Annotated in this window: 23 protein-coding genes; 7 read left to right on the top strand and 16 right to left on the bottom strand. The window is 68.2% G+C overall.

Annotated elements, in window-relative coordinates; translation table 11 throughout:
• Positions 1 to 11: 11 nt before the first annotated feature.
• The 12 genes from BLS42_RS14135 to BLS42_RS14080 form a co-directional block, all read right to left on the bottom strand.
• Entirely contained in the window at positions 12 to 818 is an 807-nt protein-coding gene (locus BLS42_RS14135; RefSeq protein ID WP_090582184.1) for an IclR family transcriptional regulator domain-containing protein, read from the bottom strand.
• A 60-nt stretch (positions 819 to 878) separates the two neighbouring features.
• Positions 879 to 1,577: a 3-oxoacid CoA-transferase subunit B gene (locus tag BLS42_RS14130; protein ID WP_090582182.1), complete on the bottom strand. Its 699-nt coding sequence runs from the start codon at positions 1,575 to 1,577 to the stop codon at positions 879 to 881.
• A 1-nt stretch (position 1,578) separates the two neighbouring features.
• Positions 1,579 to 2,268, bottom strand: a complete 690-nt coding sequence (locus BLS42_RS14125; protein ID WP_090582180.1) for a 3-oxoacid CoA-transferase subunit A — start codon at positions 2,266 to 2,268, stop codon at positions 1,579 to 1,581.
• A gap of 3 nt (positions 2,269 to 2,271) precedes the next feature.
• A complete protein-coding gene (locus BLS42_RS14120) occupies positions 2,272 to 3,498 on the bottom strand; it encodes a thiolase family protein (RefSeq protein WP_090582178.1) in 1,227 nt (408 codons plus the stop codon).
• Positions 3,495 to 3,950, bottom strand: coding sequence for a 4-carboxymuconolactone decarboxylase (gene pcaC, locus BLS42_RS14115; protein ID WP_090582176.1), 456 nt, complete (start codon positions 3,948 to 3,950; stop codon positions 3,495 to 3,497). The genes BLS42_RS14120 and pcaC overlap by 4 nt, the downstream gene beginning before the upstream one ends.
• Positions 3,947 to 4,765, bottom strand: a complete 819-nt coding sequence (locus BLS42_RS14110) for an alpha/beta fold hydrolase (RefSeq protein ID WP_090582174.1) — start codon at positions 4,763 to 4,765, stop codon at positions 3,947 to 3,949. The genes pcaC and BLS42_RS14110 overlap by 4 nt, the downstream gene beginning before the upstream one ends.
• Positions 4,758 to 6,344: a lyase family protein gene (locus BLS42_RS14105; protein ID WP_090582172.1), complete on the bottom strand. Its 1,587-nt coding sequence runs from the start codon at positions 6,342 to 6,344 to the stop codon at positions 4,758 to 4,760. The genes BLS42_RS14110 and BLS42_RS14105 overlap by 8 nt, the downstream gene beginning before the upstream one ends.
• Positions 6,341 to 6,925 carry a protocatechuate 3,4-dioxygenase subunit alpha gene (pcaG, locus tag BLS42_RS14100; RefSeq protein WP_090582283.1) on the bottom strand — a complete coding sequence of 195 codons (585 nt, stop codon included), beginning with the start codon at positions 6,923 to 6,925 and terminating at the stop codon, positions 6,341 to 6,343. The genes BLS42_RS14105 and pcaG overlap by 4 nt, the downstream gene beginning before the upstream one ends.
• Positions 6,918 to 7,808 (bottom strand): protocatechuate 3,4-dioxygenase subunit beta, encoded by an 891-nt coding sequence (gene pcaH / locus BLS42_RS14095; RefSeq protein ID WP_090582170.1) that lies wholly within the window; start codon positions 7,806 to 7,808, stop codon positions 6,918 to 6,920. Before pcaH ends, pcaG begins: the two co-directional genes overlap by 8 nt.
• Before the next feature lie 42 nt (positions 7,809 to 7,850).
• Positions 7,851 to 9,878, bottom strand: a complete 2,028-nt coding sequence (locus tag BLS42_RS14090) for a sugar phosphate isomerase/epimerase and 4-hydroxyphenylpyruvate domain-containing protein (RefSeq protein ID WP_090582168.1) — start codon at positions 9,876 to 9,878, stop codon at positions 7,851 to 7,853.
• A complete protein-coding gene (locus BLS42_RS14085; RefSeq protein ID WP_090582167.1) occupies positions 9,878 to 10,759 on the bottom strand; it encodes a shikimate dehydrogenase in 882 nt (293 codons plus the stop codon). The genes BLS42_RS14090 and BLS42_RS14085 overlap by 1 nt, the downstream gene beginning before the upstream one ends.
• A gap of 181 nt (positions 10,760 to 10,940) precedes the next feature.
• Complete coding sequence (locus BLS42_RS14080) at positions 10,941 to 11,783, bottom strand: IclR family transcriptional regulator (protein WP_371129583.1); 843 nt, start codon at positions 11,781 to 11,783, stop codon at positions 10,941 to 10,943.
• Positions 11,784 to 12,008: 225 nt separating this feature from the next.
• On the opposite strand from BLS42_RS14080, the gene BLS42_RS14075 reads away from it, so the two are divergent.
• Entirely contained in the window at positions 12,009 to 13,325 is a 1,317-nt protein-coding gene (locus tag BLS42_RS14075; protein ID WP_090582165.1) for an MFS transporter, read from the top strand.
• 163 nt (positions 13,326 to 13,488) lie between these two features.
• Here the strand turns inward: BLS42_RS14075 and BLS42_RS14070 are convergent, their stop codons facing one another.
• The gene (locus BLS42_RS14070; protein ID WP_090582163.1) at positions 13,489 to 14,577 is read right to left on the bottom strand and encodes an ATP-dependent DNA ligase; all 1,089 of its coding nucleotides are present in this window, start codon (positions 14,575 to 14,577) and stop codon (positions 13,489 to 13,491) included.
• 116 nt (positions 14,578 to 14,693) lie between these two features.
• On the opposite strand from BLS42_RS14070, the gene BLS42_RS14065 reads away from it, so the two are divergent.
• From BLS42_RS14065 to BLS42_RS14055, 3 genes are all read left to right on the top strand, one after another.
• A complete protein-coding gene (locus tag BLS42_RS14065) occupies positions 14,694 to 15,689 on the top strand; it encodes a TIGR03885 family FMN-dependent LLM class oxidoreductase (protein ID WP_090582161.1) in 996 nt (331 codons plus the stop codon).
• Complete coding sequence (locus BLS42_RS14060) at positions 15,686 to 17,455, top strand: alpha-amylase family protein (RefSeq protein WP_090582159.1); 1,770 nt, start codon at positions 15,686 to 15,688, stop codon at positions 17,453 to 17,455. Before BLS42_RS14065 ends, BLS42_RS14060 begins: the two co-directional genes overlap by 4 nt.
• A gap of 152 nt (positions 17,456 to 17,607) precedes the next feature.
• Positions 17,608 to 17,844, top strand: a complete 237-nt coding sequence (locus BLS42_RS14055; protein ID WP_090582157.1) for a hypothetical protein — start codon at positions 17,608 to 17,610, stop codon at positions 17,842 to 17,844.
• Positions 17,845 to 17,848: 4 nt separating this feature from the next.
• Here BLS42_RS14055 and BLS42_RS14050 read toward each other — a convergent pair whose 3' ends face one another.
• The 3 genes from BLS42_RS14050 to BLS42_RS14040 all read right to left on the bottom strand — a co-directional run bounded on the left by BLS42_RS14050 (position 17,849) and on the right by BLS42_RS14040 (position 19,606).
• Entirely contained in the window at positions 17,849 to 18,175 is a 327-nt protein-coding gene (locus BLS42_RS14050) for a MoaD/ThiS family protein (protein WP_256336473.1), read from the bottom strand.
• 14 nt (positions 18,176 to 18,189) lie between these two features.
• The gene (locus tag BLS42_RS14045) at positions 18,190 to 19,314 is read right to left on the bottom strand and encodes a WD40/YVTN/BNR-like repeat-containing protein (protein WP_090582155.1); all 1,125 of its coding nucleotides are present in this window, start codon (positions 19,312 to 19,314) and stop codon (positions 18,190 to 18,192) included.
• 79 nt (positions 19,315 to 19,393) lie between these two features.
• Positions 19,394 to 19,606, bottom strand: a complete 213-nt coding sequence (locus BLS42_RS14040) for a hypothetical protein (protein ID WP_090582278.1) — start codon at positions 19,604 to 19,606, stop codon at positions 19,394 to 19,396.
• Positions 19,607 to 19,757: 151 nt separating this feature from the next.
• Between BLS42_RS14040 and BLS42_RS14035 the strand changes: the two genes are divergently transcribed.
• From BLS42_RS14035 to BLS42_RS14025, 3 genes are all read left to right on the top strand, one after another.
• Positions 19,758 to 20,255 carry a universal stress protein gene (locus BLS42_RS14035; RefSeq protein ID WP_090582153.1) on the top strand — a complete coding sequence of 166 codons (498 nt, stop codon included), beginning with the start codon at positions 19,758 to 19,760 and terminating at the stop codon, positions 20,253 to 20,255.
• 213 nt (positions 20,256 to 20,468) lie between these two features.
• On the top strand, positions 20,469 to 20,831 hold the full coding sequence (locus BLS42_RS14030; RefSeq protein WP_090582151.1) for a metal-sensitive transcriptional regulator: 363 nt from the start codon (positions 20,469 to 20,471) through the stop codon (positions 20,829 to 20,831).
• Between the two features lie 67 nt (positions 20,832 to 20,898).
• Positions 20,899 to 21,129 (top strand): cation transporter, encoded by a 231-nt coding sequence (locus BLS42_RS14025; protein WP_090582149.1) that lies wholly within the window; start codon positions 20,899 to 20,901, stop codon positions 21,127 to 21,129.
• The last annotated feature ends 29 nt before the right edge of the window (positions 21,130 to 21,158 follow it).

Below are 21,158 nucleotides of genomic sequence, written 5' to 3'. Positions count from 1 at the left end.
CGGGGTTCGCCTTAGCGTCCCGAGGTCAGGTCCTCGGAGATGACTTCCGCCGTGGCCACCGTCGCCTCGCGCACCGCAGCCAGATAGGCATTGGGGTCGGGCTGCGCGGACACCGTCTGGGCCTGCAGCGAGACGTTGATCGCCGCCACCACCTTGGGCCCGTCATGGACCGGCGCCGCAATGGACATCAGTCCCAGCTCCAGTTCCTGGTCCAGCAGGCACCAGCCCTGGGCGCGGACCGTGTCCAGCTCCGCGAGTAGGGCAGCGCGCGTTCCGATGGCCCCCGGAGTGAGGGGCCGGATCTCGGCGGCCGCGAGGTAGTCGTCCAGTTTTGCCGGCGGGAGGGCCGCGAGCAGCACCCTGCCCATGGAGGTCGCGTAGGCGGGGAAACGGGTGCCCACCGTGATGCCGACCGTCATGATCCGCCGGGTGGACACCCGGGCGATGTAGGCGATGTCGGTGCCCTCGAGCACCGCGGCCGACGTCGACTCCCCCAGTTCGAGCGAGAGCTCCTCCAGATGCGGTTGGGCGAGCTGCGGCAGGGACAGCCCTGACAGGTAGGCGTAGCCGAGTTGCAGCACTTTGGCGGTCAGGGCGAAGATCTTGCCATCCGTGCGGACATAGCCCAACTCCGCGAGCGTGTGCAGGAACCGCCGGGCCGTGGCCCGGGTCAGCTCGGTCCGGGCCGCCACCTCGGTCAGCGTCATCTTGGGGTGTTCCGTGTCGAAGGCACGGATCACGGCGAGCCCGCGCGCCAGCGACTGCACGTACTGGTCGCTGGCCGCGGGCGCGCCGCCACTCTTGGCTGGCTCAATCATTTCTCGCCTCTCGGTCCCGCATCACTTTAGCCGGGCGCAGGTCATCCGCCCGCAGGACTGTCAGCTTGGGTCCGCCGCCCGGAGCGGCACCGGGACCATGGCCTGGAGTTCCTCGAGCGTGCAGCCGAAGGTCTCCCGCACCTGGACGCCGTCGGGTCCGGTCAGGAAGACGGCCTTGTCGGTGTAGACGCGGGTCACGCAGCCGATCCCGGTGATCGGGTAGCTGCACGCCTCCACGAGCTTGGACACGCCGTCGCGGGTCAGGAGCGTCATCATGACGAAGACGTCCTTGGCGCCGGTGGCGAGGTCCATGGCGCCGCCGACGGCGGGGATCGCGTCCGGCGCCCCGGTGTGCCAGTTGGCGAGGTCACCCGTGGCGGACACCTGGAAGGCGCCCAGCACGCAGATGTCCAGATGGCCGCCGCGCATGATCGCGAAGGAGTCCGCGTGGTGGAAGTAGGACGCCCCGGGCAGCTCGGTCACGGGGATCTTCCCGGCATTGATGAGGTCGCCGTCAATCTGGTCCCCGGCTGCTTCCGGGCCCATGCCGAGCATGCCGTTCTCGGTGTGGAGCGTGATGTTCTGCTCCGGCTCGAGGTAGTTGGAGACCAGGGTGGGCTGGCCGATGCCGAGGTTCACGAAGGATCCGGGCTGGATGTCGCGGGCCACGAGGCGGGCGAGATCGTCACGGCCCAGCGGCGTCTCGGAAGCCTGGATGCCGGTCCGGACACTCGCCTGGTCATTGGTAGGGATGCTCATCTCAGGCCACCCTTTCTGTCTCGCCTGCGGCTGCGGCCACGCGGACGATGCTGTTGACGTAGATTCCGGGAGTCACGATGATTTCCGGGTCCAGGCCGCCGGTGGGGACGATCTCGGACACCTGGACGATGGTGTGTTTGGCGGCGGCGGCCATGATGGGACCGAAGTTCCGTGCGGTCTTGCGGTAGACGAGATTGCCCCTGCCGTCCGCCGTGAGGGCCTTGATGAGGGCGACGTCGGCATGGATGGGGGTCTCGAAGACCTGGCCGCGGCCGTCGAGGATGCGGGTTTCCTTGCCCTCGGCGAGCATGGTGCCGTAGCCGGTGGGCGTGAAGAAGCCGCCGATCCCGGCGCCGGCGGCGCGGATCCGCTCGGCGAGGTTCCCCTGCGGGACGAGTTCGAGTTCGATCTCGCCTGCCCGGTACTTGGCGTCAAAGTGCCAGGAGTCGGACTGCCGCGGGAAGGAGCAGATCATTTTCTTTACCCGGCCTTCCTTGATGAGCAGGGCCAGGCCCTGGTCGCCCTGGCCGGCGTTGTTGTTCACCACGGTCAGGTCGGTGGCGCCGCAGTCCAGCAGCGCGTCGATCAGTTCAAACGGCTGCCCGGCGTTGCCGAAGCCGCCGATCATCACGGTGGAGCCGTCCTTGATGCCGGCGACGGCCTCGCCGACCGTGTCAATGAAATTCAGCATGGCCTAGCCCTTCGCTGGTTGTGCCGGCTGTGTTGTTGCCGGGGCGGTTGTGACGTTTTCGAGGACGACGGCCAGGCCCTGGCCGACGCCGATGCAGATCGCGGCGACGCCCCAGCGCTGCCCGGAGGCCTGCAGGCTGCGGGCCAGGGTGCCGAGGATCCGGCCGCCGGAGGCGCCGAGCGGGTGGCCCATGGCGATGGCACCGCCGTGCCGGTTCACGATTGCCGGGTCGATGCCCCAGGCGTTGATGCAGGCCAGGGACTGCGCCGCGAACGCCTCGTTGAGTTCGACGGCGCCCACCTGGTCCCAGCCGATGCCGGCCTTCGCGAGGGCCTTGTTGGCGGCCTCGACGGGGGCGTAGCCGAAGTACTGTGGGTCGTTGGCGTGCGCGCCGCGCCCGGCGATCCGGGCCAGCGGGTCCAGGCCGAGCAGCCCGGCGGCAGCCTCACTGCCCAGCCAGGCCGCGGAGGCGCCGTCGGAGAGCGGGGAGGCGTTCCCGGCGGTGACGGTCCCGTTCTCGGTCCGGAACACCGTCTTGAGCCCGGCGAGTTTCTCGGCCGAGGAGCCGGCCCGGATGCCTTCGTCGCGGACCAGTTCCGTGCCCGGGACCGGGACCACGAGGTTGTCGTAGAAGCCCACGTCCCAGGCCGCGGCGGCGAGGTTGTGGGAGTTGGCTGAGAAGTCGTCCTGCTGCTCGCGGGTCACGCCGTACTTCTCGCGGAGCCGTTCCGTGGCCTCGCCCAGCGAGATGGTCCAGTCCTTGGGCATGGCCTTGTTCACCAGGCGCCAGCCCAGCGTGGTGGAGGCCAGGGTCAGGTCTCCGGCCGGGTAGGGCTTCTCGGTCTTGGGCAGCACCCAGGGGGCGCGGGACATGGATTCGGCGCCGCCGACCAGCATGAGCTCCGCGTCGCCGGTGTTGATCTGGCGGGAGGCGATGATCGCCGCGTCCAGCGAGGAGCCGCAGAGCCGGTTGACGGTGGTGCCGGGGATCGAGACCGGCAGCCCGGCCAGCAGGGTGCCCATCCGGGCGATGTTGCGGTTTTCCTCGCCGGCGCCGTTGGCGTTGCCGAACACCACCTCGTCGATCCGCTCGGGGTCCAGGGCCGGGGCGCGGCTGACGATCTCACCGATCACGTGCGCGGCGAGGTCATCCGGGCGGACGGCGGCGAGGCCGGAGCCGAACTTCCCGAACGGGGTCCGGACGGCATCGTACACAAAGGCCTGGTTCATGAGTTCTTATCCATTTCAGTGCTGTCCATTTCTGCCTCGTCCATGGAATGGAACACCTGTTGGGCGGTCTTGAAGGCGGTGTTGGCGGAGGGGACCCCGCAGTAGATGGCGGTCTGGAGCAGGATTTCCTTGATCTCGTCCCGGCTCAGGCCGTTGGTGATGGCGGCGCGGATGTGCATGGCTAGTTCTTCCCAGTGCCCGTGGGCCACCATGGCGGTAAGGGTGACGGCTGAGCGCATCTGCCGGCTGATCCCGGGCCGGGTCCAGATGCCGCCCCAGGCGATCCGGGTGATCATGTCCTGGAAGTCCTCAGTGAAGGAATCCTTGTTGGCGTTGGCGCGGTCCACGTGCGCGGCGCCGAGGACCTCGCGGCGGACCTTCATGCCGCCATCGTAGATTTCCTGGCTGGTAGCGCCGGGCTGGACTACCCCGTTGCGTTCGGGGCCGGTCATGCGCCTGCTCCCTGGGTCTCGGTCCAGGTGATGAGGCCCTTCAGCAGCTCGGCGATGTGGCCCGGCGCCTCGAAGGGCGCCAGGTGTGCCACGCCCTCCAGGCTGACGGCCGTGGCCGTGCCGCCGCCGGAGGCGATGCCCGCGGCCACTTCCTCGGCCATCGACGGCGGGGCGACGGCGTCCAGGACGCCGGCAATGACCTGGGTGGGGACGCGGATGGTGCCGAGTTGGTCCCGCACGTCGAAGCCGGCCAGGGCCTCGCAGCAGAAGGCGTAGCTGAAGCGGTCGGCGTCCCGGAGGGTGTGCAGGAGCCGGCTGCTGAGCTCGGGCTGGCTCTCCATGAATCCCGGGGCGAACCAGCGCTGCGCCGACCCCTGGATCATCACCGGGGTTCCATGCGTTCGCACGGTTTCGGCGCGTTCCAGCCAGCCCTCGGGAGTGCCGAGCTTCGCGCCGGAGCACTGCACGGAGAGGCTCTTGAGCCGGTCGCCGTGCTTGACGCCAAGCTGCAGGCCGGTGGCCCCGCCGAGGGACACGCCGGCGTAGTGGAAGCGCGCACCCGGGGCGATCGAATCGACCAGGCCGATCACGGCATCCGCCAGGTCGGCGACGGTGAAGGTCTCCTGCGCCGCGGGCGAGACGCCGTGTCCGGGCAGGTCCCAGGCGATGACGTCGACGTCGTCGCCCAGCAGGGTGCCGGCCTGGCTCCACAGCAGGGAGGATGTTCCGAGCGAGGGCCCGACGATGAGGAGGGGCTTGTCGCCCAGCGCGCGCTGGGGCGAGAGCAGGACTGCCTTGACGGTAGGTCTAGCCACGGGAGGCTCCATTCTGGAGTTGGTGGGCGGTGGCACGGTCATATTCAGGTGAGGCCGATCCGGCCGCGTATTCCGGGTACGCCGCGAGGATGCGGCTGGTGATGGCTGCTGCCTGGCCGAGGTAGTTGGCCGGATCCAAAAGCTCCTCAAGCCGGGCGTCCGCGAGTAGACCCTCGGGGACCGCCTCGCGGAGCAGTTTCCGGTAGGTGGCCGGCTGCTCCACCGCCGGGGCCTGAAGGGTCTTGTCCACGACGGCCTGCAGACGCTGCTTGCCGGAGCGGCGCGATCCCGTCTCGGCGCTGCGGACGTCCAAAAGGGGCGCGACGGCGACGTTGACGGCTTCGGAGAGCAGCAGCGGACCGGTGAGGTCGAGGTTGCGGCGCATCGCCCCGGGGAAGACCTGCAGCCCTTCGGCCAATTCGCGGAGCTGCCCGGCCGCACCGAGGGCCAAACGCAGCAACTGGCGCAGGGCCGCCCATTCGCTGTGCCAGGCGCCGTCGGGGCGTTCGTCGTTGGAATTGGCGGCCGCGAGGTGCAGCTGTGCGGCCAGGGCCGGGGCCTGCAGGGCGGCGCTGCGGATCAGCACGGACAGCACGGGGTTCTGCTTCTGCGGCATGGCCGAGGACACGCCCCGCCCGGCAGTACGCGGTTCGGCGAGCTCGGCCACCTCCGGCCGGCTCAGGAACAGGACGTCGGCGGCCATCTTGCCGGCCGCGTCCGTCACGGCCGCCAGCGCGTCGCCGAGCGCGGTCACGGCAAGGCGGTTGGTGTGCCAGGGGGCAGGAACAGTGGCGAGACCCAGGCGGGCGGCCAGCCGGTCGGCGAGGTCAAACGGGGACAGCCGCCCGGCACCGCCCTGCCCAGCGCCAGCCAACACTGCGCCGTCAGTCAATACTGCGCCGTCAGTCAACACTGCGCCGTCAGTCAGCACCGTGCCGGCGGCGAGGGTCCCGGCGGCGCCGCCGGTCTGTACCGGCAGGTCGAGGGCCTCGAGCCGGCTGGCCGCGGCGGCAAGCCCGTTGAACCACTGCGCGGCCCGCAGTCCGAAGCTGTAGGGCAGTGAATGCTGGGTCAGGCTGCGGGCAACACAAAGCGTGGGCGCATGGGCTTCGGCGAGGCCGGCGAGAGCGGACGTTGCCGCCTTGAGCTCGGCGAGCAGTTCGCGCACGGCCCCGGCAGCCAGCACCATCAGGGCCGAGTCGAGCACGTCCTGGCTGGTCAGCGACGTGTGAACGGCCTGCACCGCGCCAAGTCCGGCAGTGTCCAGGTTCCTGACTTGCTCTCGGAGGTCGGCGAGCAGCGGGATGACGGGATTGCCGCCGCCCTGGGCGCGGACGGCGATGCCCGCGACGTCGTATCGCTGCACGTCCGCGGCGGCGGCCACCACCGCGGCGGACCCGGCCGGGGCGAGGCCCGCATCGTCCAGGACCGCAGCCCAGGCCGCTTCCACCTTGAGGATGGCGGCGAGCACTGCACGGTCCCCGGTCAATGCCGCCACAAGCGGCGACGCCGACACGGGACTCAGTAGGCCAAAGTCGCCGTGCAGGCCGGCGTCGCCGTCGGTTTCGAAGAAAGTCACGTTGAGGGTCCCTCGACGCCGCTGAAATCCAAGAACACCGTCTCGCCGTCGCCCTGGAGGCGGATGTCCCAGCTCAGGCCGCCGTCGGGATCCCGGCGCGCGATCAGGGTCCGGCGCCGGTCCGGGTCCAGCGAGCTGAGCAGCCGGTCCCGGGCCAGTGCCGCCTCGTCATCTGGCAGGTAGACCCTGGTGAACAGGCGGTTCATGAGGCCGCGGGCGAACACGGCCACGGCGATGAACGGCGCAGCGCCGGCTTCGGTGGGGCCCGGGTTGACGGTGGTGAACGTGAACGTGCCGGCGTTCCCCACGGCTGTGCGGCCGAAGCCCGTGAAGGTGTAGCCGTCCCTTACCAGGGAGCCTGTGTGCTGCGGGACGCTGCCGTCCGCGTCAGCCTGCCAGATTTCCAGGATCGCGTCCGGGATCGGGTGGCCAGCGCCGTCATACACGGTGCCCTGGAGCCGGATGGATCCCGGGGAACCGGGGGCCAGGAGCTCGCGGTCCTTGGCGTAAGGCAGGGCATAGCCGAAGAACGGTCCGACTGTCTGCGCCGGTGTTGGCGTCAGCTGGGTGGGCTTATTCATGGTCATCGTCCGCTCCGAGGGCCTCGTTTTCGGTCCAGGTCCGCTTGGACCCGGTCAGGACGATGTCCCAGTTGTAGGCCATGGCCCATTCGGGTTTGGTCTGCTCGTGGTTGTAGGTGGCCACGAGCCGGTCGCGGGCGTCCTGGTCCACGATCGACTGGTAGATCGGGTCCAGCGGGAACAGCTGGTCGCCCGGGAAGTACATCTGGGTGATGATCCGCTGGGTGAATTCGGAGCCGAACAGGGAGAAATGGATGTGGGCCGGCCGCCAGGCGTTGAGGTGGTTCTTCCACGGGTAGGCGCCGGGTTTGATGGTGGTGAAGCTGTAGGTGCCGTCCGGGCCCGTTATGCAGCGGCCGACGCCGGTGAAGTTGGGGTCGATCGGCGCCGGGTGCTGGTCGCGCTTGTGGATGTAGCGGCCGGCGGAGTTGGCCTGCCAGATTTCGACCAGCTGGCCGGCGACGGGGCGTCCGTCGCCGTCGAGCACGCGGCCGGAGACCACGATGCGTTCGCCCAGCGGCTCGCCGTTGTGCGCGATGGTGAGGTCCGATTCGAGCGCGTGGACGTCCATGTGCCCGAACGCCGGCGAGTACAGTTCAATGGTTTCCGGGTCCGCGTGGTGCAGGCTCTTCGTGGGGTGGCGCAGGACGCTGCTGCGGTACGGCGCGTAGTCCAGCCGCGGCTGGATCTCGGCCGGGGCTCCGTCTTTGAGGGCGCGGGCGTAGGACTCGCCGATCGCTTTCATCTCGGCGCTGAGGTCCGCCTGCGACTCTGCGGCAGCGTCGAGCGCGTACGTCTTTGGTGCGGCCTCCGTGGTCTCGTTGGCCAAGTCCTCGGTGATCGGGTCGGCGTTGAATATCTCGAGGTTGATTTCTTCCGGCACAGCAGCCTCCTTTCGATGGTGTGATTGTTGTTCGGGCAGGGATCAGGGACGGCGGGCCAGCTGGTGCAGGTGGTCGTACTGGACTGCGTGCCGCACGGGCGCGTTCGGAGCGCCGTAGCCGTCGTAGGCGCCGCGGCGTTCCACCATTTCGAAAAACACGCTGCCCACGGTGGCGGTGTAGAAATGCAGGAATTCGCCATCGGCGTCACGGTCATAGAGCAGGTTGAGCTCGCGGAGCGTGGCCAGGAATGCCGGCTCCAGCGCGAACCGGGCATCGAGGTCCTCGTAGTAGTTCGCCGGGATCTGCAGGAAATCCAGCCCGCGGTCCCGTGCGGCCCGGGCCGTCGCCACCAGGTCATTCACCGCGAACGCGATGTGTTCCTGGTAGCCGGGGCGGGGGCCGGTGCCGCCAGTAGCTTCGGCGCCTCCGGTGGTCCCTTCCTGCTGGTTCAGCGGGGCCAAGTTCAGCACCAGGCGGACGCCCCGGTCCTGCGTCAGCATCACCTGGGACCGGACCAGCCCGCTCGGGCTGGCCACCTCGGCGAACGGCTGCGGTTCCAGCGCGAGGGCGCTGGTGTAGAAGAGCACGGCCTCGTCGAAGTGCTGCCACGGCTGCGCGAGGTTGACGTGGTCGATCACCGCGCCGGGGTCCCCGGCCCGATCCGCCGCGGGGACGTCCAGGCCGTCACCGAATTCCCGGGTCCACGCGGCGGTGCCGTCCGGGTTTCCCTGGCACAGGAAGATCTCGGTGGAATCCGGGGCCGCGAAGCCCTGGAAAATCTCCTCATTGGCCTGGCTCTTCCGCGGTACGGCCGGGGCCTTAAGCTGCTGGGCGCGGGCGGCGGCGATGACGGGAGAGTCGACGTCAAAGCCCACGGCAGAAATTGCAGCAGAAATAGAGGCAGGAATTGCAGCAGAAATTGCGGGCACCGCGGCGGTCCCGGCGCTTGCGGCCGCTACTGTGCCAAAAGCGGCGGGTTCTTCGTTGATGATCACGCGGGCTTGGCCCATGGTCCACAATTGCACGTTCTTGGTCCGATGCCGCCCGTTGAACGCGAACCCCAGCTGGCCGAGCAGGGTTTCCAGGCCGGCGGTGTCCCCTGCCCGGACCTCGGCGAAGTTGAAGCCGGCGGGCTCGGCCACCCGGGGAAGCGTGGCGAGCTCCATGGGGTAGCGGCGCCGGGCCGGGGCGCCGGACACCTGGCCTGTCACACCGCTGGCCACCTCGCCTTCGGCTGTGGCCGGGTTTGCCTCAAGCCATGCGGCGCTCTGCTCTTCGAGCCAGATCAGCGACCGCATGGCGTCCACGGCGGTGCGTTCGACGTCGGACTGGCGGAAGACGTCGTTGAACACTTCCAGCGACACCGGCCCGGCGTAGCCGGCGCGGACCACATGGCCCATGAACGTGGCGAGTTCGAACTGGCCCTCGCCCGGAAACACCCGGTAGTGCCGGCTCCAGGACAGCACGTCCATGGACAGCTTGGGGGCATCGGCCACCTGGACGAAGAAGATCTTCTCCGGGTTGAAGGCCTCGATCGGTGCGGTGTCCCAGTCCCGGGAGAGGATGTGGAAGGAGTCCAGGCAGGTGCCCAGGTTGGGGTGGTCCACCGTGTCGACCAGCCGGTGGGCGTGCTCGTAGTCGTTGACGTATTTGCCCCAGGCCAGGGCCTCATAGGCGACCTTGACGCCGTGGTCGCCCGCGAGGTGCGCGAGCCGGGAGAGCTGGGTGGCCCGGAGCTCGTCGTCGTCGATCGTGGCCGTGCCGACGTTGGAGCACAGCAGCATGGTGTCCATGCCCAGGCGGGACATGAGCCGGAACTTGGCATCCGCGCGGCGCAGGTTGGCGGCGAGCAAGTCCTCGGGGACGCTGTCGAAGTCGCGGAACGGCTGGTAGAGGTCCAGGGTGAGGCCGAGGTCGGCGGCCAGCTTCCGGACGTCCTCCGGGCTCAGCGGGGACGTCACGAGGTCCTGTTCGAAGATCTCGATCCCGTCGAAGCCGGCTACAGCGCAGGCCTGCATTTTTTCCCGCAGGGTGCCGGCGAGGCAGACGGTGGCGATTCCGGTGCGCATCAGGCGGCCACTTCTTCAGCGGCCACGAGTTCTAGGAAGTGGGAGCGCATGCGGTCGGCGTCGGCCTGGCGCCCGGTGAAGATCCGGAAGGCGTCCGCCGCCTGTCCCACGGCCATCCGGCCGCCGTCGAGCACGTCGCAGCCCTTGGCGCGCGCCTCGCGGACAAGCTCGGTTTCGATCGGCCTGTACACGATGTCGGCCACCCAGTGCCGGGACTCCACGAGGGACATGTCCAGCGGAACGCCCGGGTGGGCGGCCATGCCCACGGGGGTGCAGTGCACCAGGCCGTCGGCCTGCGGCATGAGCTGCGGGAGCTCCGCCGTCGCCCGGGCAGTGACGGTCCGGTCCGGGAAGAATCCGGCGAGCTCGGCCGCCCGGGCGGCGCAGCGCGCCGCGTCGGTGTCCACGAGGTCCAGTTCGCGGACTCCCGCGGTGAGCAGGGCGTAGGCGACGGCGGAACCCGCGCCGCCGGCGCCCAGCTGCACTACGCGGTCCAGGGTGGCGGCGGGGAGCCCGGAGGCCAGCGCCGCCGCGAAGCCGGAAAAGTCGGTGTTGTAGCCGATGAAGCGGCCGTCGCGGATGACCACGGTGTTGACGGCGCCGAGGCGCCGGGCATCGGCGGAGACCTCGTCGAGGTAGTCGAGCACGAGCTGTTTGCAGGGGTGCGTGATGTTCAATCCGTTGAACCCGAGGCTCCGGGCGCCGGAGAGCAGCTCTCCCACGGCCTGGCCGGGCAAGCCGAGTTCGGTGAGGTCGATGGGGCGGTAGAGGTAGCGGAGGCCCTGAACGTCGCCTTCGCGTTCGTGCATGTAGGGCGTGAGGGAGGGCGTGACGCCGTCTCCCACGAGGCCCACGAGGAAGGACTCTGCTCGATTGCTCATCCGGTTAGCTCCTTTGACAACGACACTCGGCGGGCGGTGACGCTTGCGGCGTCCGCGGGCCGGGTGATGGGGATTACGTTACAGACTTTGTTCACATGTTGCACTATTGTTCGAATGACGAACATATTATGACGAGGTCGGCGGCGCGGGTGTCGGGCTGTACCTCCGGGGCGGCCGGCTGTCACCGCTGGGGCAGCCGGGCCGACAGCTCCGCGGCCGCCGCCTGCAGCAACGGCACGAGGGCCACCAGGGACTCCATGCTCAGGCGGAAAACAGGGACGGCCGTGGCCAGCGAGGCGAAGGCGTGCCCCTGGGCGTTGAAGACCGGGACGGCGACGGCGCGCATGCCGAGCTCGTTTTCCTCGTCCATGGTGGCGTAGCCCTGGCGCCGGACCTGCTCGATCTCCGCCCGGAAAGCCTCGCGGTCCGTAACGGAGAGCGCCGTCAGCGGTTCCAGGGGCAGCTCGTCGACGAGCTGGGCGCGGGTGGTGTCATCGGCGAACGCCACCAGCGCCTTGCCCACCGACGTGGTGTGCAGGGCCCCGAGATGACCGGGGTCGCTCGTGACCCGGAAGGTCTGCGGGCCGTCCACCTTGTTCACCGTGAGGTGGTGGATGCCGTCCCGGACGGAGAGGATGGTCGCCTCGCCCGTTTCCTCCGTGACTCGCCGCAGGATGGGCAGGGCCGTACCCGCGAAGCCGTGGTGATTGGAGACGCGCTGGCCGAGCTGGAAGACCCGCAGCCCCAGGTGGTAGCGGCGGCCATCCGGCTCGTAGTCCACGAAGCCGTCCCGCGTCAGGGAGCCGAGCAGGCGGTAGGTGGTGCTGAACGGCAGATCCGCCCGGCGGGAAATTTCCGCGGCACTGGCGCCGCGCGGCTCGTCTCCGAGGAGGACCAGCAGGCCCAGCGCCTTCCCCACCATGTCCGTCCGCGAGTCCTCCCTGGCGGTCTTGGCGGGCTTCGAAGGGGCGTCCGCAGGATGTCCGGAAGTGCCGGGAATTTCTGTGTCTTGATTCACACTCATGCATTCATGTTCCCACATAGTGAGAGCTATTTCTAGATGGTGATTAATTTTCTTGACAAGTGACTGCGCTCACAGTCATGCTTTCTACATCGCACAAGTAGCTTCCGCCATGTGGCTACTAGTCCGGGTCTTTCCACGGACTTCCGGTTGCACAACACTTGAATAAGCGGCGGCCGAAACCTTCCTGATCCATCCGCGACAACGTCGTCACACCAAAGGAACATCATGAGCCAGACTGTCCCGTCCACGACGGCGGGTATGACCACAGGGGGGACGCCGAAGAAGGCGGCCCTTGCCAGCTTCCTGGGCAGCGCCGTCGAGTATTACGACTTCTTCATCTTCGGCTCCGCAGCGGCGCTGATCTTCCCGCACGTCTTCTTTCCGGACGCCGACACCAACGCGGCCATCATGTCGTTCGCTACGTTCGGCTTCGCCTACGTGGCCCGTCCGGTCGGCGCCGTCATCCTCGGCCACTTCGGCGACAGGGTGGGCCGGCGGAAGGTCCTCATGTTCACGCTGCTGCTGATGGGTGCCTCCACCTTTGTCATCGGCTGCCTCCCGGACTTCAACACGGTCGGCTGGTGGGCTCCGGCACTGCTGGTACTGGCCCGGCTCTGCCAGGGCCTGTCCGCAGCCGGCGAGCAGGCGGGTGCGTCCTCGATGACGCTGGAGCACGCCCCCGACGGCCGCCGCTCCTTCTTCACCTCCTGGACCCTGACCGGTACCCAGGGCGGCCAGATCCTCGCGGCCCTCGTCTTCATCCCCGTCCTGGCCCTGCCCGACGAGATCAAGTACACCATCGGCTGGCGCATCCCGTTCTGGCTCAGCGCCGTGGTGGTGCTCGTCGCGTTCTTCATCCGCCGCACCCTGCACGAGCCGCCGGCATTCGAGGAGGCACGGAAGACCGCCCAGATCTCCAAGCTCCCGGTTGCCGACCTCCTCAAGAGCCACTGGCGCGATGTCCTCCGCGTCATCGCCTGCGCGTTCATCGCCGCCGTGTCCACCGTCTTCGGCACCCTGGCCATCAGCTACGCCAAGAACGTCGCCGGCGTGGACGGCACCACCACCCTCTGGCTCGTCGTCGGCGCCAACTTCATGGCCCTGGGCACCCAGCCGCTCTTCGGCATGCTCGCGGACCGGATCGGCCGCAAGCCGGTGTTCATCTACGGCGCGCTGTCCAGCGCGGTCCTGACCCCCGTCTTCCTGCTGAGCCTCGAGTCCGGCAACGTCGCGCTGATGTTCCTCGCGGCCATCGGATTCTTCTCTTTCGGCTACGCTGCAGCCAACGCGGTCTGGCCCTCCTTCTACGCCGAGATGTTCAGCACCAACGTCCGCTTCTCCGGCCTCGCAATCGGCACCCAGCTCGGCTTCCTCATGGCCGGATTCGCCCCGGCGATCGTGGCGGCCATGGGCGGCATCCAGGCCGGCGGCTGGGTCCAGATCAGCATCTTCACCGCCATCATCTGCCTGATCGCTACGGTCTCGGCACTGACGGCCAAGGAAACCTTCCGGGTCCCCACCAAGCAGCTCGGCGTTAAGTAGACCCGCCAAGTAGCCCCGCCGCAGCACTCCTGCCCGGTTGCCCCCGGCCGCATCACCGGAAAGCCCGGCGTGTTCACGCGACACGCCGGGCTTTTGCGTGTTCCGCGTTAGGCCGCGGAAAGCAACTGGGCGGGAGCGTCTGAACCGGGCGGGAGCCCCGGGGTCAGTCCTTGCCAGCGCCCAGCACCGCGGCCAGATCGAATTTCACCGGTTCCTCCAGCTGGTCATAGGTGCAGGAGCGCGGATCCCGGTCCGGACGCCAGCGCATGAACTGGGTGGTATGGCGGAACCGTGCGCCCTCCATGTGGTCGTATTTCACTTCGACCACGCGCTCGGGCCGGAGCGGGGTGAAGGACAGGTCCTTGCCGCCGCTCCACCGGCTCCCCTCGGCATTCCGCGGCGTCCGCGCCCCCGCCTCCTGCTGGGCCCAGGCCCAGGGGTGGTCCTCGAAACCGGTGACCAGCTCCTGCAGCTCGGCAAACAGCTCCGTGCGCCGTGCCATCGGGAAGGCGCCCACCACGCCGACATTCGCCAGCACCCCGGCGTCGTCATAAAGTCCCAAGAGCAGCGAGCCGATCCGGTCCGGACCGGAGGTGTGCACGCGGTATCCGGCGAGCACGCAGTCCGCCGTCCGTTCGTGCTTGACCTTGACCATCGCGCGCTTGTCCGGCTGGTACGTGCCCTCCAGTGTCTTGGCCACGATGCCGTCAAGTCCGGCACCCTCGAATTGCCGGAACCAGCGCTGCGCCGTGTCCCGGTCGGAGGTCGCGGCCGTAAGGTGGACCGGGGCCGCGCTGGCTGCGAGTGCGCGTTCGAGCTCCCGCCGGCGCTCGGCGAAAGGTTTGCCCGTGAGATCATCGTCGCCCAGGGCTAGCAGGTCGAACGCCACGAAGCGCGCCGGGGTCTGTTCCGCGAGCAGCTTCACCCGGCTGGCGGCCGGATGGATGCGCTGCTGGAGCGAATCGAAGTCGAGCCGGTCACCGGAGGCCGCCACCAGGATGATCTCGCCGTCCACCACGCAGCGTTCCGGCAGCTCCGTCTTAAGCGCCTCGACGAGCTCGGGGAAGTAGCGTGTCATCGGCTTGCCGTTCCGGCTGCCGATCTCCACCTCCTCGCCGTCGCGGAAGATGATGGACCGGAAGCCGTCCCACTTCGGTTCAAAGAGCCAGCCCGTTCCGTTGTCCGGCACCGGGAGGGCGGGGAGTGCTTTGGCCAGCATGGGCGCAATGGGAGGCATCAACGGCAGTCGCATAGCGCCCATTCTTGCGCCGCGGGCCCGGCACCGCCACCCCCGCAGGGGTTCCTCTACGAGGGTTTCCTCAACGAGGGTTCCTCGACACGGCCCCGCCCCCACGGTAGACATGGGTGATGGCTACCATCGGGTTCCACGCCTCGCATGAACAGATCAGCCCCGGCCGCCTCCTGAAGGACGTGCAGTTGGCCGAGCAGGCCGGCTTCGATGCCGCCATGTGCTCGGACCATATTGAACCGTGGTCCGCCCGGCAGGGCCATTCCGGGTTCGCCTGGTCCTGGCTCGGGGCCGCGCTGGCCACCACCGGGCTGCGCTTCGGGGTGGTGACGGCGCCCGGGCAGCGCTACCACCCGGCGATCATCGCGCACGCCTCAGCCACCCTGGCGGACATGTTTCCCGGCCGCTTCTGGATGGCCCCGGGCAGCGGCGAGTACATGAATGAGCACGTCACCGGCGAGGCGTGGCCGCCGAAGGAGACGCGGCAGCGCCGGCTGGAGGAGTGTGTTGACATCATTCGCCGGCTCCACGCTGGCGACGTGGTCACGCACCACGGCCTCGTCACAGTGGAGCAAGCCCGGATCTGGGACGTTCCAGAGACCAAACCGCCGCTGATTGCGCCGGCTGTGAGCGTGAAAACAGCGCGCCGGGCGGCGGCCTGGGCGGACGGACTTGTCACCGTGAACCAGCCGCCGGAAAAGCTGAAGGACATGCTAGCGGCCTACCGCGACGCCGGTGGCCGCGGGAACGCTGCCCTTCAGGTCCACCTGTCCTGGGCGCCGACAGAGGCCGAGGCCGTCGCGATCGCCGTGGACCAGTGGCGCACCAACGTCTTTGCGCCGCCGATTCCCTGGGACCTGCCCACGGCGGCCCATTTCGACGGCGTCAGCGCCGGCGTCCAGGAGGACCAAGTGCGGGCGGCCGTCAACGTCTCCGCCGATGCCGGACAGCACGCCCAATGGCTCGCCTCCTACCTGGACCTCGGATTCGATGAGCTGTACCTGCACTTCGTCGGCCAGGAGCAGGCGCCGTTTATCGACGCCTTCGCCGAACACGTCCTCCCCCAGCTCCGCCCGGCGGGACAAGCCATGACCGGAACGGACGGTGCACTGTGAGAATCGCCGAAACCTCTGACCTCTGGTGGAAAAACGCGGTGATCTACTGCCTGGACCCGGAGACATTCTTCGACGGCGACGGCGACGGCACCGGAGACTTCGGCGGACTGATCCAGCGCGTGGACTATCTTGCCGCGCTCGGAATCACCTGCATCTGGCTCATGCCCTTCTACCCCTCCCCGGACCGGGACGACGGCTACGATGTCACCGATATGTACGGCGTGGATCCCCGGCTCGGGAACCTGGGGGATCTGGTGGAATTCATCCGCACCGCGAACGATCGCGGCATCCGGGTGATCGCGGACTTTGTCATCAACCACACCTCCGACCGGCACCCGTGGTTCGTCCAGGCCCGCAAGTCCGTGGACAACCCCTACCGCGACTACTACGTCTGGCGGAAGGACACACCCCCGGACACCTCGGACCAGGTGGTGTTTCCCGGCGAGGAGACGTCCATCTGGACCCAGGACAAGGCCACCGGTGAGTGGTATCTGCACATGTTCTCCAAACACCAGCCGGACCTTAACGTGATGAATCCCAAAGTGCGGGACCAGATCGCGAATTCGATGGGATTCTGGCTGCAGCTGGGCCTGGACGGCTTCCGGCTGGACGCGGTGCCGTTCTTCCTGGAGTTGCTCGGCGAGCCCAAGGACGAAGCCGCGAAAATCGATCCGCACCAGTACCTGAGCGCCCTGCGCAGCTTCCTCAACCGCCGCCACGGCAGTGCCGTGCTCCTGGGCGAGGTCAACCTCCCGTACAAAGAGCAGCTGAAATACTTCGGCGGCCCGGCCGGCAACGAGCTGAACATGCAGTTTGATTTCCTCTCGATGCAGAACATGTACCTGTCGCTGGCCCGGCAGGACGCCCGGCCGCTGGCCCGGACGCTCAGCAGCCGCCCGAAAATCAATCCCGACAACCAATGGGCCATGTTCGTCCGGAACCACGACGAACTCACGCTGGACAAACTCAGCGATGCCGAACGCGAGGAGGTCTTCGCAGCTTTCGGCCCCGATCCCGACATGCAGATGTACGGCCGCGGACTGCGGCGGCGGCTGCCCACCATGCTCGACGGCGACCCCGCCCGGATCCGCATGGTCTACTCCCTGATGTTCTCGCTGCCGGGCACCCCGGTGCTCTTCTACGGCGAAGAGATCGGGATGGGCGAAGACCTGCGGGCGAAGGGCCGCTCGGCCGTCCGCTCCCCCATGCAGTGGGACGACGGCGGGAACGGCGGCTTCTCGACCGCGCCGCCCGGGGACCTCGTGGCCCAGCCCGTGGACGGGCCCTACGGGCCGGCACACATCAACGCCGCGGCCGCGAAACGGGATCCCGACTCGCTGTGGAACTTCGTCGCGACGCTGATCCAGCGCTACCGGGAATGTCCCGAGCTCGGCTGGGGCACGTTCGAACTCATCAAGCACGCCTCACCGGCGGTGCTGCTGCAGCGCTGCACCTGGGACGGTTCCACCGTGATTGTCGCCCACAACTTCGGCGCCAAGCCGGCGTCCGTGACGGCCACGGTGGAGACGGCGGTGGAGACGGCTGGGGCGACGTCGCCGCCGCCGCAGGAGGGTGAGGGCGGCGGGCCAGAGGGGCCGGACGCGCAGGGAGATGCGGGGCGTTCGTACGCCGGGGCCGTGCTCCGGGACCTGCTCGGCGGCGAGGACATCCCACTCTCCGACAACGGCGCTTTCGAACTTCCGCTGGACCGCTACGGGTATCGGTGGTTCCGGGTCCAGCGCCCGGGGGAACGTCAAATCCCCTGAGGGCGCCCGCCGGCAAAAAGCGGGCCGGCAACCGCGGCGCCGTCGAAAACTAACCGGCCGCTTACCGTGCTGAAACGCGGACGCAACATTGGCGCAGGACACTGGAAGTGCCGGCAAGAGCAGGCACCATCTCCAGTCCGGGAGGCCCCGCCATGTTCAAAGACGCGAAAGCCCAGGTAACCCGCGTCCGCACCCTCGACCAGCTGCACCGCGGCGATGAGATCGAGGCCCGCCTGCGGGTGGGCCCGAACTACGACGACGTCGTGATCCGCCGCGGCAGCGTCCAGGACACCGCCCCCGGAATCGGCGTCGTCTGGATCATGGACCGCCAAACCGGCATGCGCAAAGCCGTCAATGCGGACGAATGCACGCTCTGGCGGGTCGCCTGAGGCGTCAGCCTCCCGCCACAGACTGGATGATGAGGACTTCCTGGCCCGGAACCACGGCAGTCACCAGGCCCTGCAGCCGCCTGATTTCATTCCCGTTGACGTATATATTCACGTAACGGCGAACAGCTCCGGTCTCGTCCCGCAACCGCCGCGACAACGCCGGATAGTCCCCGGTCACCGCATCCAGCAACCACTCCACGGTTACCGCCGCCTCCGCGGGCGCAGTCAGGATGGACTGCCCGCCGGCGAGCGGTTGGAGGACGCTCGGCAGGACCACGCTGATCGCCGAGTCCGCCGGCATGGAGTCGCCGCTGATCATGGCGCTGTTCATGCGCTTCTACCCCATCACGGCTGCGCCGGGAGCAGGGCCGCGGAAACCACGGCTGCCCGCACGCACAGCACATCCGGCAGGTGCGACGCGACTTCGGTAAAGTGTTCCCCCTCGTCAGCGCTGGCGTAGACACTGCCTCCCCGCGTCCCGAAGTAGACGCCCGCGGGCTCCGCGCCATCGACGCTGGCAGCATCGCGCAGCACGGCGTTGTACTCGGCTTCCGGGAGCCCGGCGTCGAGCCGTTTCCAGGTGGCGCCGGCGTCATCGGTCCGGTGCACGGCCAACTTCCCGTCCGGTGGAATTCGTTCGCCGTCAGCCTTCAGCGGGATCACCCAGGCCGTGCCGGCCCGGCGCGGATGCGTCAGCATGACAAAACCGAAGTCCGCCGGCAGCCCCTCGGCGATCGACTCCCACGATTCGGCGTCGTCGTCGCTGCGGTACACGCCGTGGTGGTTTTGAGCGTACAGGCGGCCGTCGACGGCGGCGTCGGCCGCGATCTTGTGGACGCACTGGCCGAATTCCGGGTTGGGATCCGGCATGAAGTACGCGGAAATCCCCTTGTTGCGCGGCTCCCAGGAGGTGCCGCCGTCGAGCGAGCGGTAGACCCCTCCCGTGCTCATGGCAACGTGGACTTTTTCTCCCGTGGGGTCAACGACGATCGAGTGCGCGGCGGCGCCGCCATAGCCTGCGCCCCATTCGCTGCGGTGCGGATGGTCCCAGAGGCCGCGGTTGAGCTCGAAGTGCTCGCCGCCGTCGGTCGATTTCCAGACCGAGATCGGTTCGCAGCCTGCCCACACGACGCCCGGGCGGGAGTCGGCGTCCGGGTGGATCTGCCAGATCCGTTCCAAGGCGGCGTCGGTGCCGTCGGGGAACGTGATGGCACCGTTTTCGGGTTCGCTCCAGGATTCGCCCAAGTCATCGGAGTGGAAAACCGTGGGACCCCAGTGCTCGGAGCGGACCCCCACCAGGATCCGGGTCCTGCCATCGCGGGTATCGATGCCGATGCTGGGCACCTCACTCATCAGAAAATGCGGTCCCGACAGGGACCAGTCCGTTCGGTCCGGGCTGGTCGCCAGCCAAAGACCCTTCTTGGTCCCGATCGCCAGGACATAACTCTCTGCAGTAGCCATGCGTCCCATGCAACCATCCCCGCCGGACGGCCGCAATGATTTTCTACCCGCGCCGCCGGGATGCGCTACCGCACCGGTGGCATCCGTGTTAGTCGACGAACTCCGACTGCGTCTCAATGAAGTCCCAGTCCGCAGCCGTCAAGACTGAGGTCCCGCCGGCGGATGATTCAGCGGGACGGGGGCCACCGGCGGCGGCGATTCCCTGCCGCACGGCCTCGGGCAGTTCGATGGTCCGGAGGTTTTCCCGAAGCCACTCCTTGCTCGCCAAATCCAGATCCAACCACCACATGTAGATCTCCACGGCGGCCACCTCCTCCTGTGTTCTTCAACCGTAGGCCCCGTTCACGGGCTGTTCAAGGGACTCCGCGGGAAACGGCGTCAGCGCCGTCCCGAGCTGCGGAAACGGGGCGGAAGCCCCTGTTCAGGGCGGCACACCGGCGCCAGAATGAAGTATGCCTGACGACTCCGCAAACGGCCCGGCGCCCCTCGTGGTGGGCGTCGTTCCGGGACAGCATCCCGAGGTGCTGCAGGTGGCGGCATCCCTTGCGAAGACCCTTTCCGCGCCCATGATCTGCGCCTACGTGGATGAGGCAAGCTACCTCGTGGAGTGGGATCCGGCGCGATCCGCGCACCGCCTGTCCCTGCACCCGGACGCGGACGACACCCGGATCCGGACGACCACCCAGGAGCTCCGTTCCGTCATTGAGGCACGCTGCGCAAGCATGGGGATCGACTGGACGCTGCGCACCCTGGCCGGGGACCCCGCCCGGGCTATCGGCAGGCTGGCCGCGGACGCCAACGCGTGCATGATCGTGGTGGGGACCCCCGAACGCGGCATCGGCCACCGCATCTCCGCGGCGCTCAACGGTTCTGTGGCGGCGTGGCTGAGCCACCATCAGGATCGTCCGATCCTGATAGTTCCGGCGGTCGCCCCGGCAGGCAGAAAGTAAAGCGAAAGTACTTATTCGGGGTGCTGGTGTTACCCACTACTGCCGAGTAAGCTCGATGTGTAGGCCGGACGAACCGCCTACCCCAAAGCTGCTCCGGAGTGCGTATCCCCCAATAACGCACTCCGGAGCTCTTTAATGTGCGCGACGTTCCGCATTGAGCGCCAGCCCGCATCGAGGCTTGAAACATACCCCTAGGGGGTATATGTTGGGGGCATGAGCGAGTCAGAAGTTTCCGGCACGGCGCGCACTGACCCGTCGAGCCTGGACACAGCGCCCCACGAGCAGCACGGCTACACCGCCAACAAGGATGCCTACCTTCGCCGGCTCAAGCGGATCGAAGGGCAGGTCCGCGGCATCGCCCGGATGGTTGACGAGGACAAATACTGCATCGACATCCTCACCCAGGTCGCCGCCGTCACCAAGGCCCTGCATGCGGTGAGCCTGGGGCTCGTCGAGGAGCACATCGGCCACTGCGTTGTCGGCGCCGCCGCCGAGCCGGATCCGGAGCTTCGGGCCGAGGCCATCGATTTCAAAGTCAAGGAAGCCACCGATGCCATCGGACGCCTCCTGCGCTAGGACCTGCATCACCCACCACACCACCGGGCCGGGGAACCACCCCCTGCCCAGCGACAAGGAGCACGCCATGGCCACCGTTTCCACCACCGTCAACGTTTCCGGCATGACCTGCGGCCACTGCGTGTCCTCCGTCAGTGAAGAACTTGAGGCGCTCTCCGGCGTCGAAAAGATCGACGTCGATCTCAAGGCCGGCGGCATCTCCACCGTCACGATCACCTCCAGCGAAACACTGTCGTCCTCCGAGATCGGCGAGGCAGTCGCCGAGGCCGGCTACCTCGTGGTCGCCAGCGAAGCCTGAGTGAGGGTCGCACCGTCGGACGGCAGACG

The sequence above is a fragment of the Arthrobacter sp. ov407 genome, assembly GCF_900102895.1.
In the GTDB taxonomy this organism is placed as follows: Bacteria; Actinomycetota; Actinomycetes; order Actinomycetales; family Micrococcaceae; genus Arthrobacter.
This window is presented reverse-complemented; position numbering and strand designations above follow the sequence as displayed.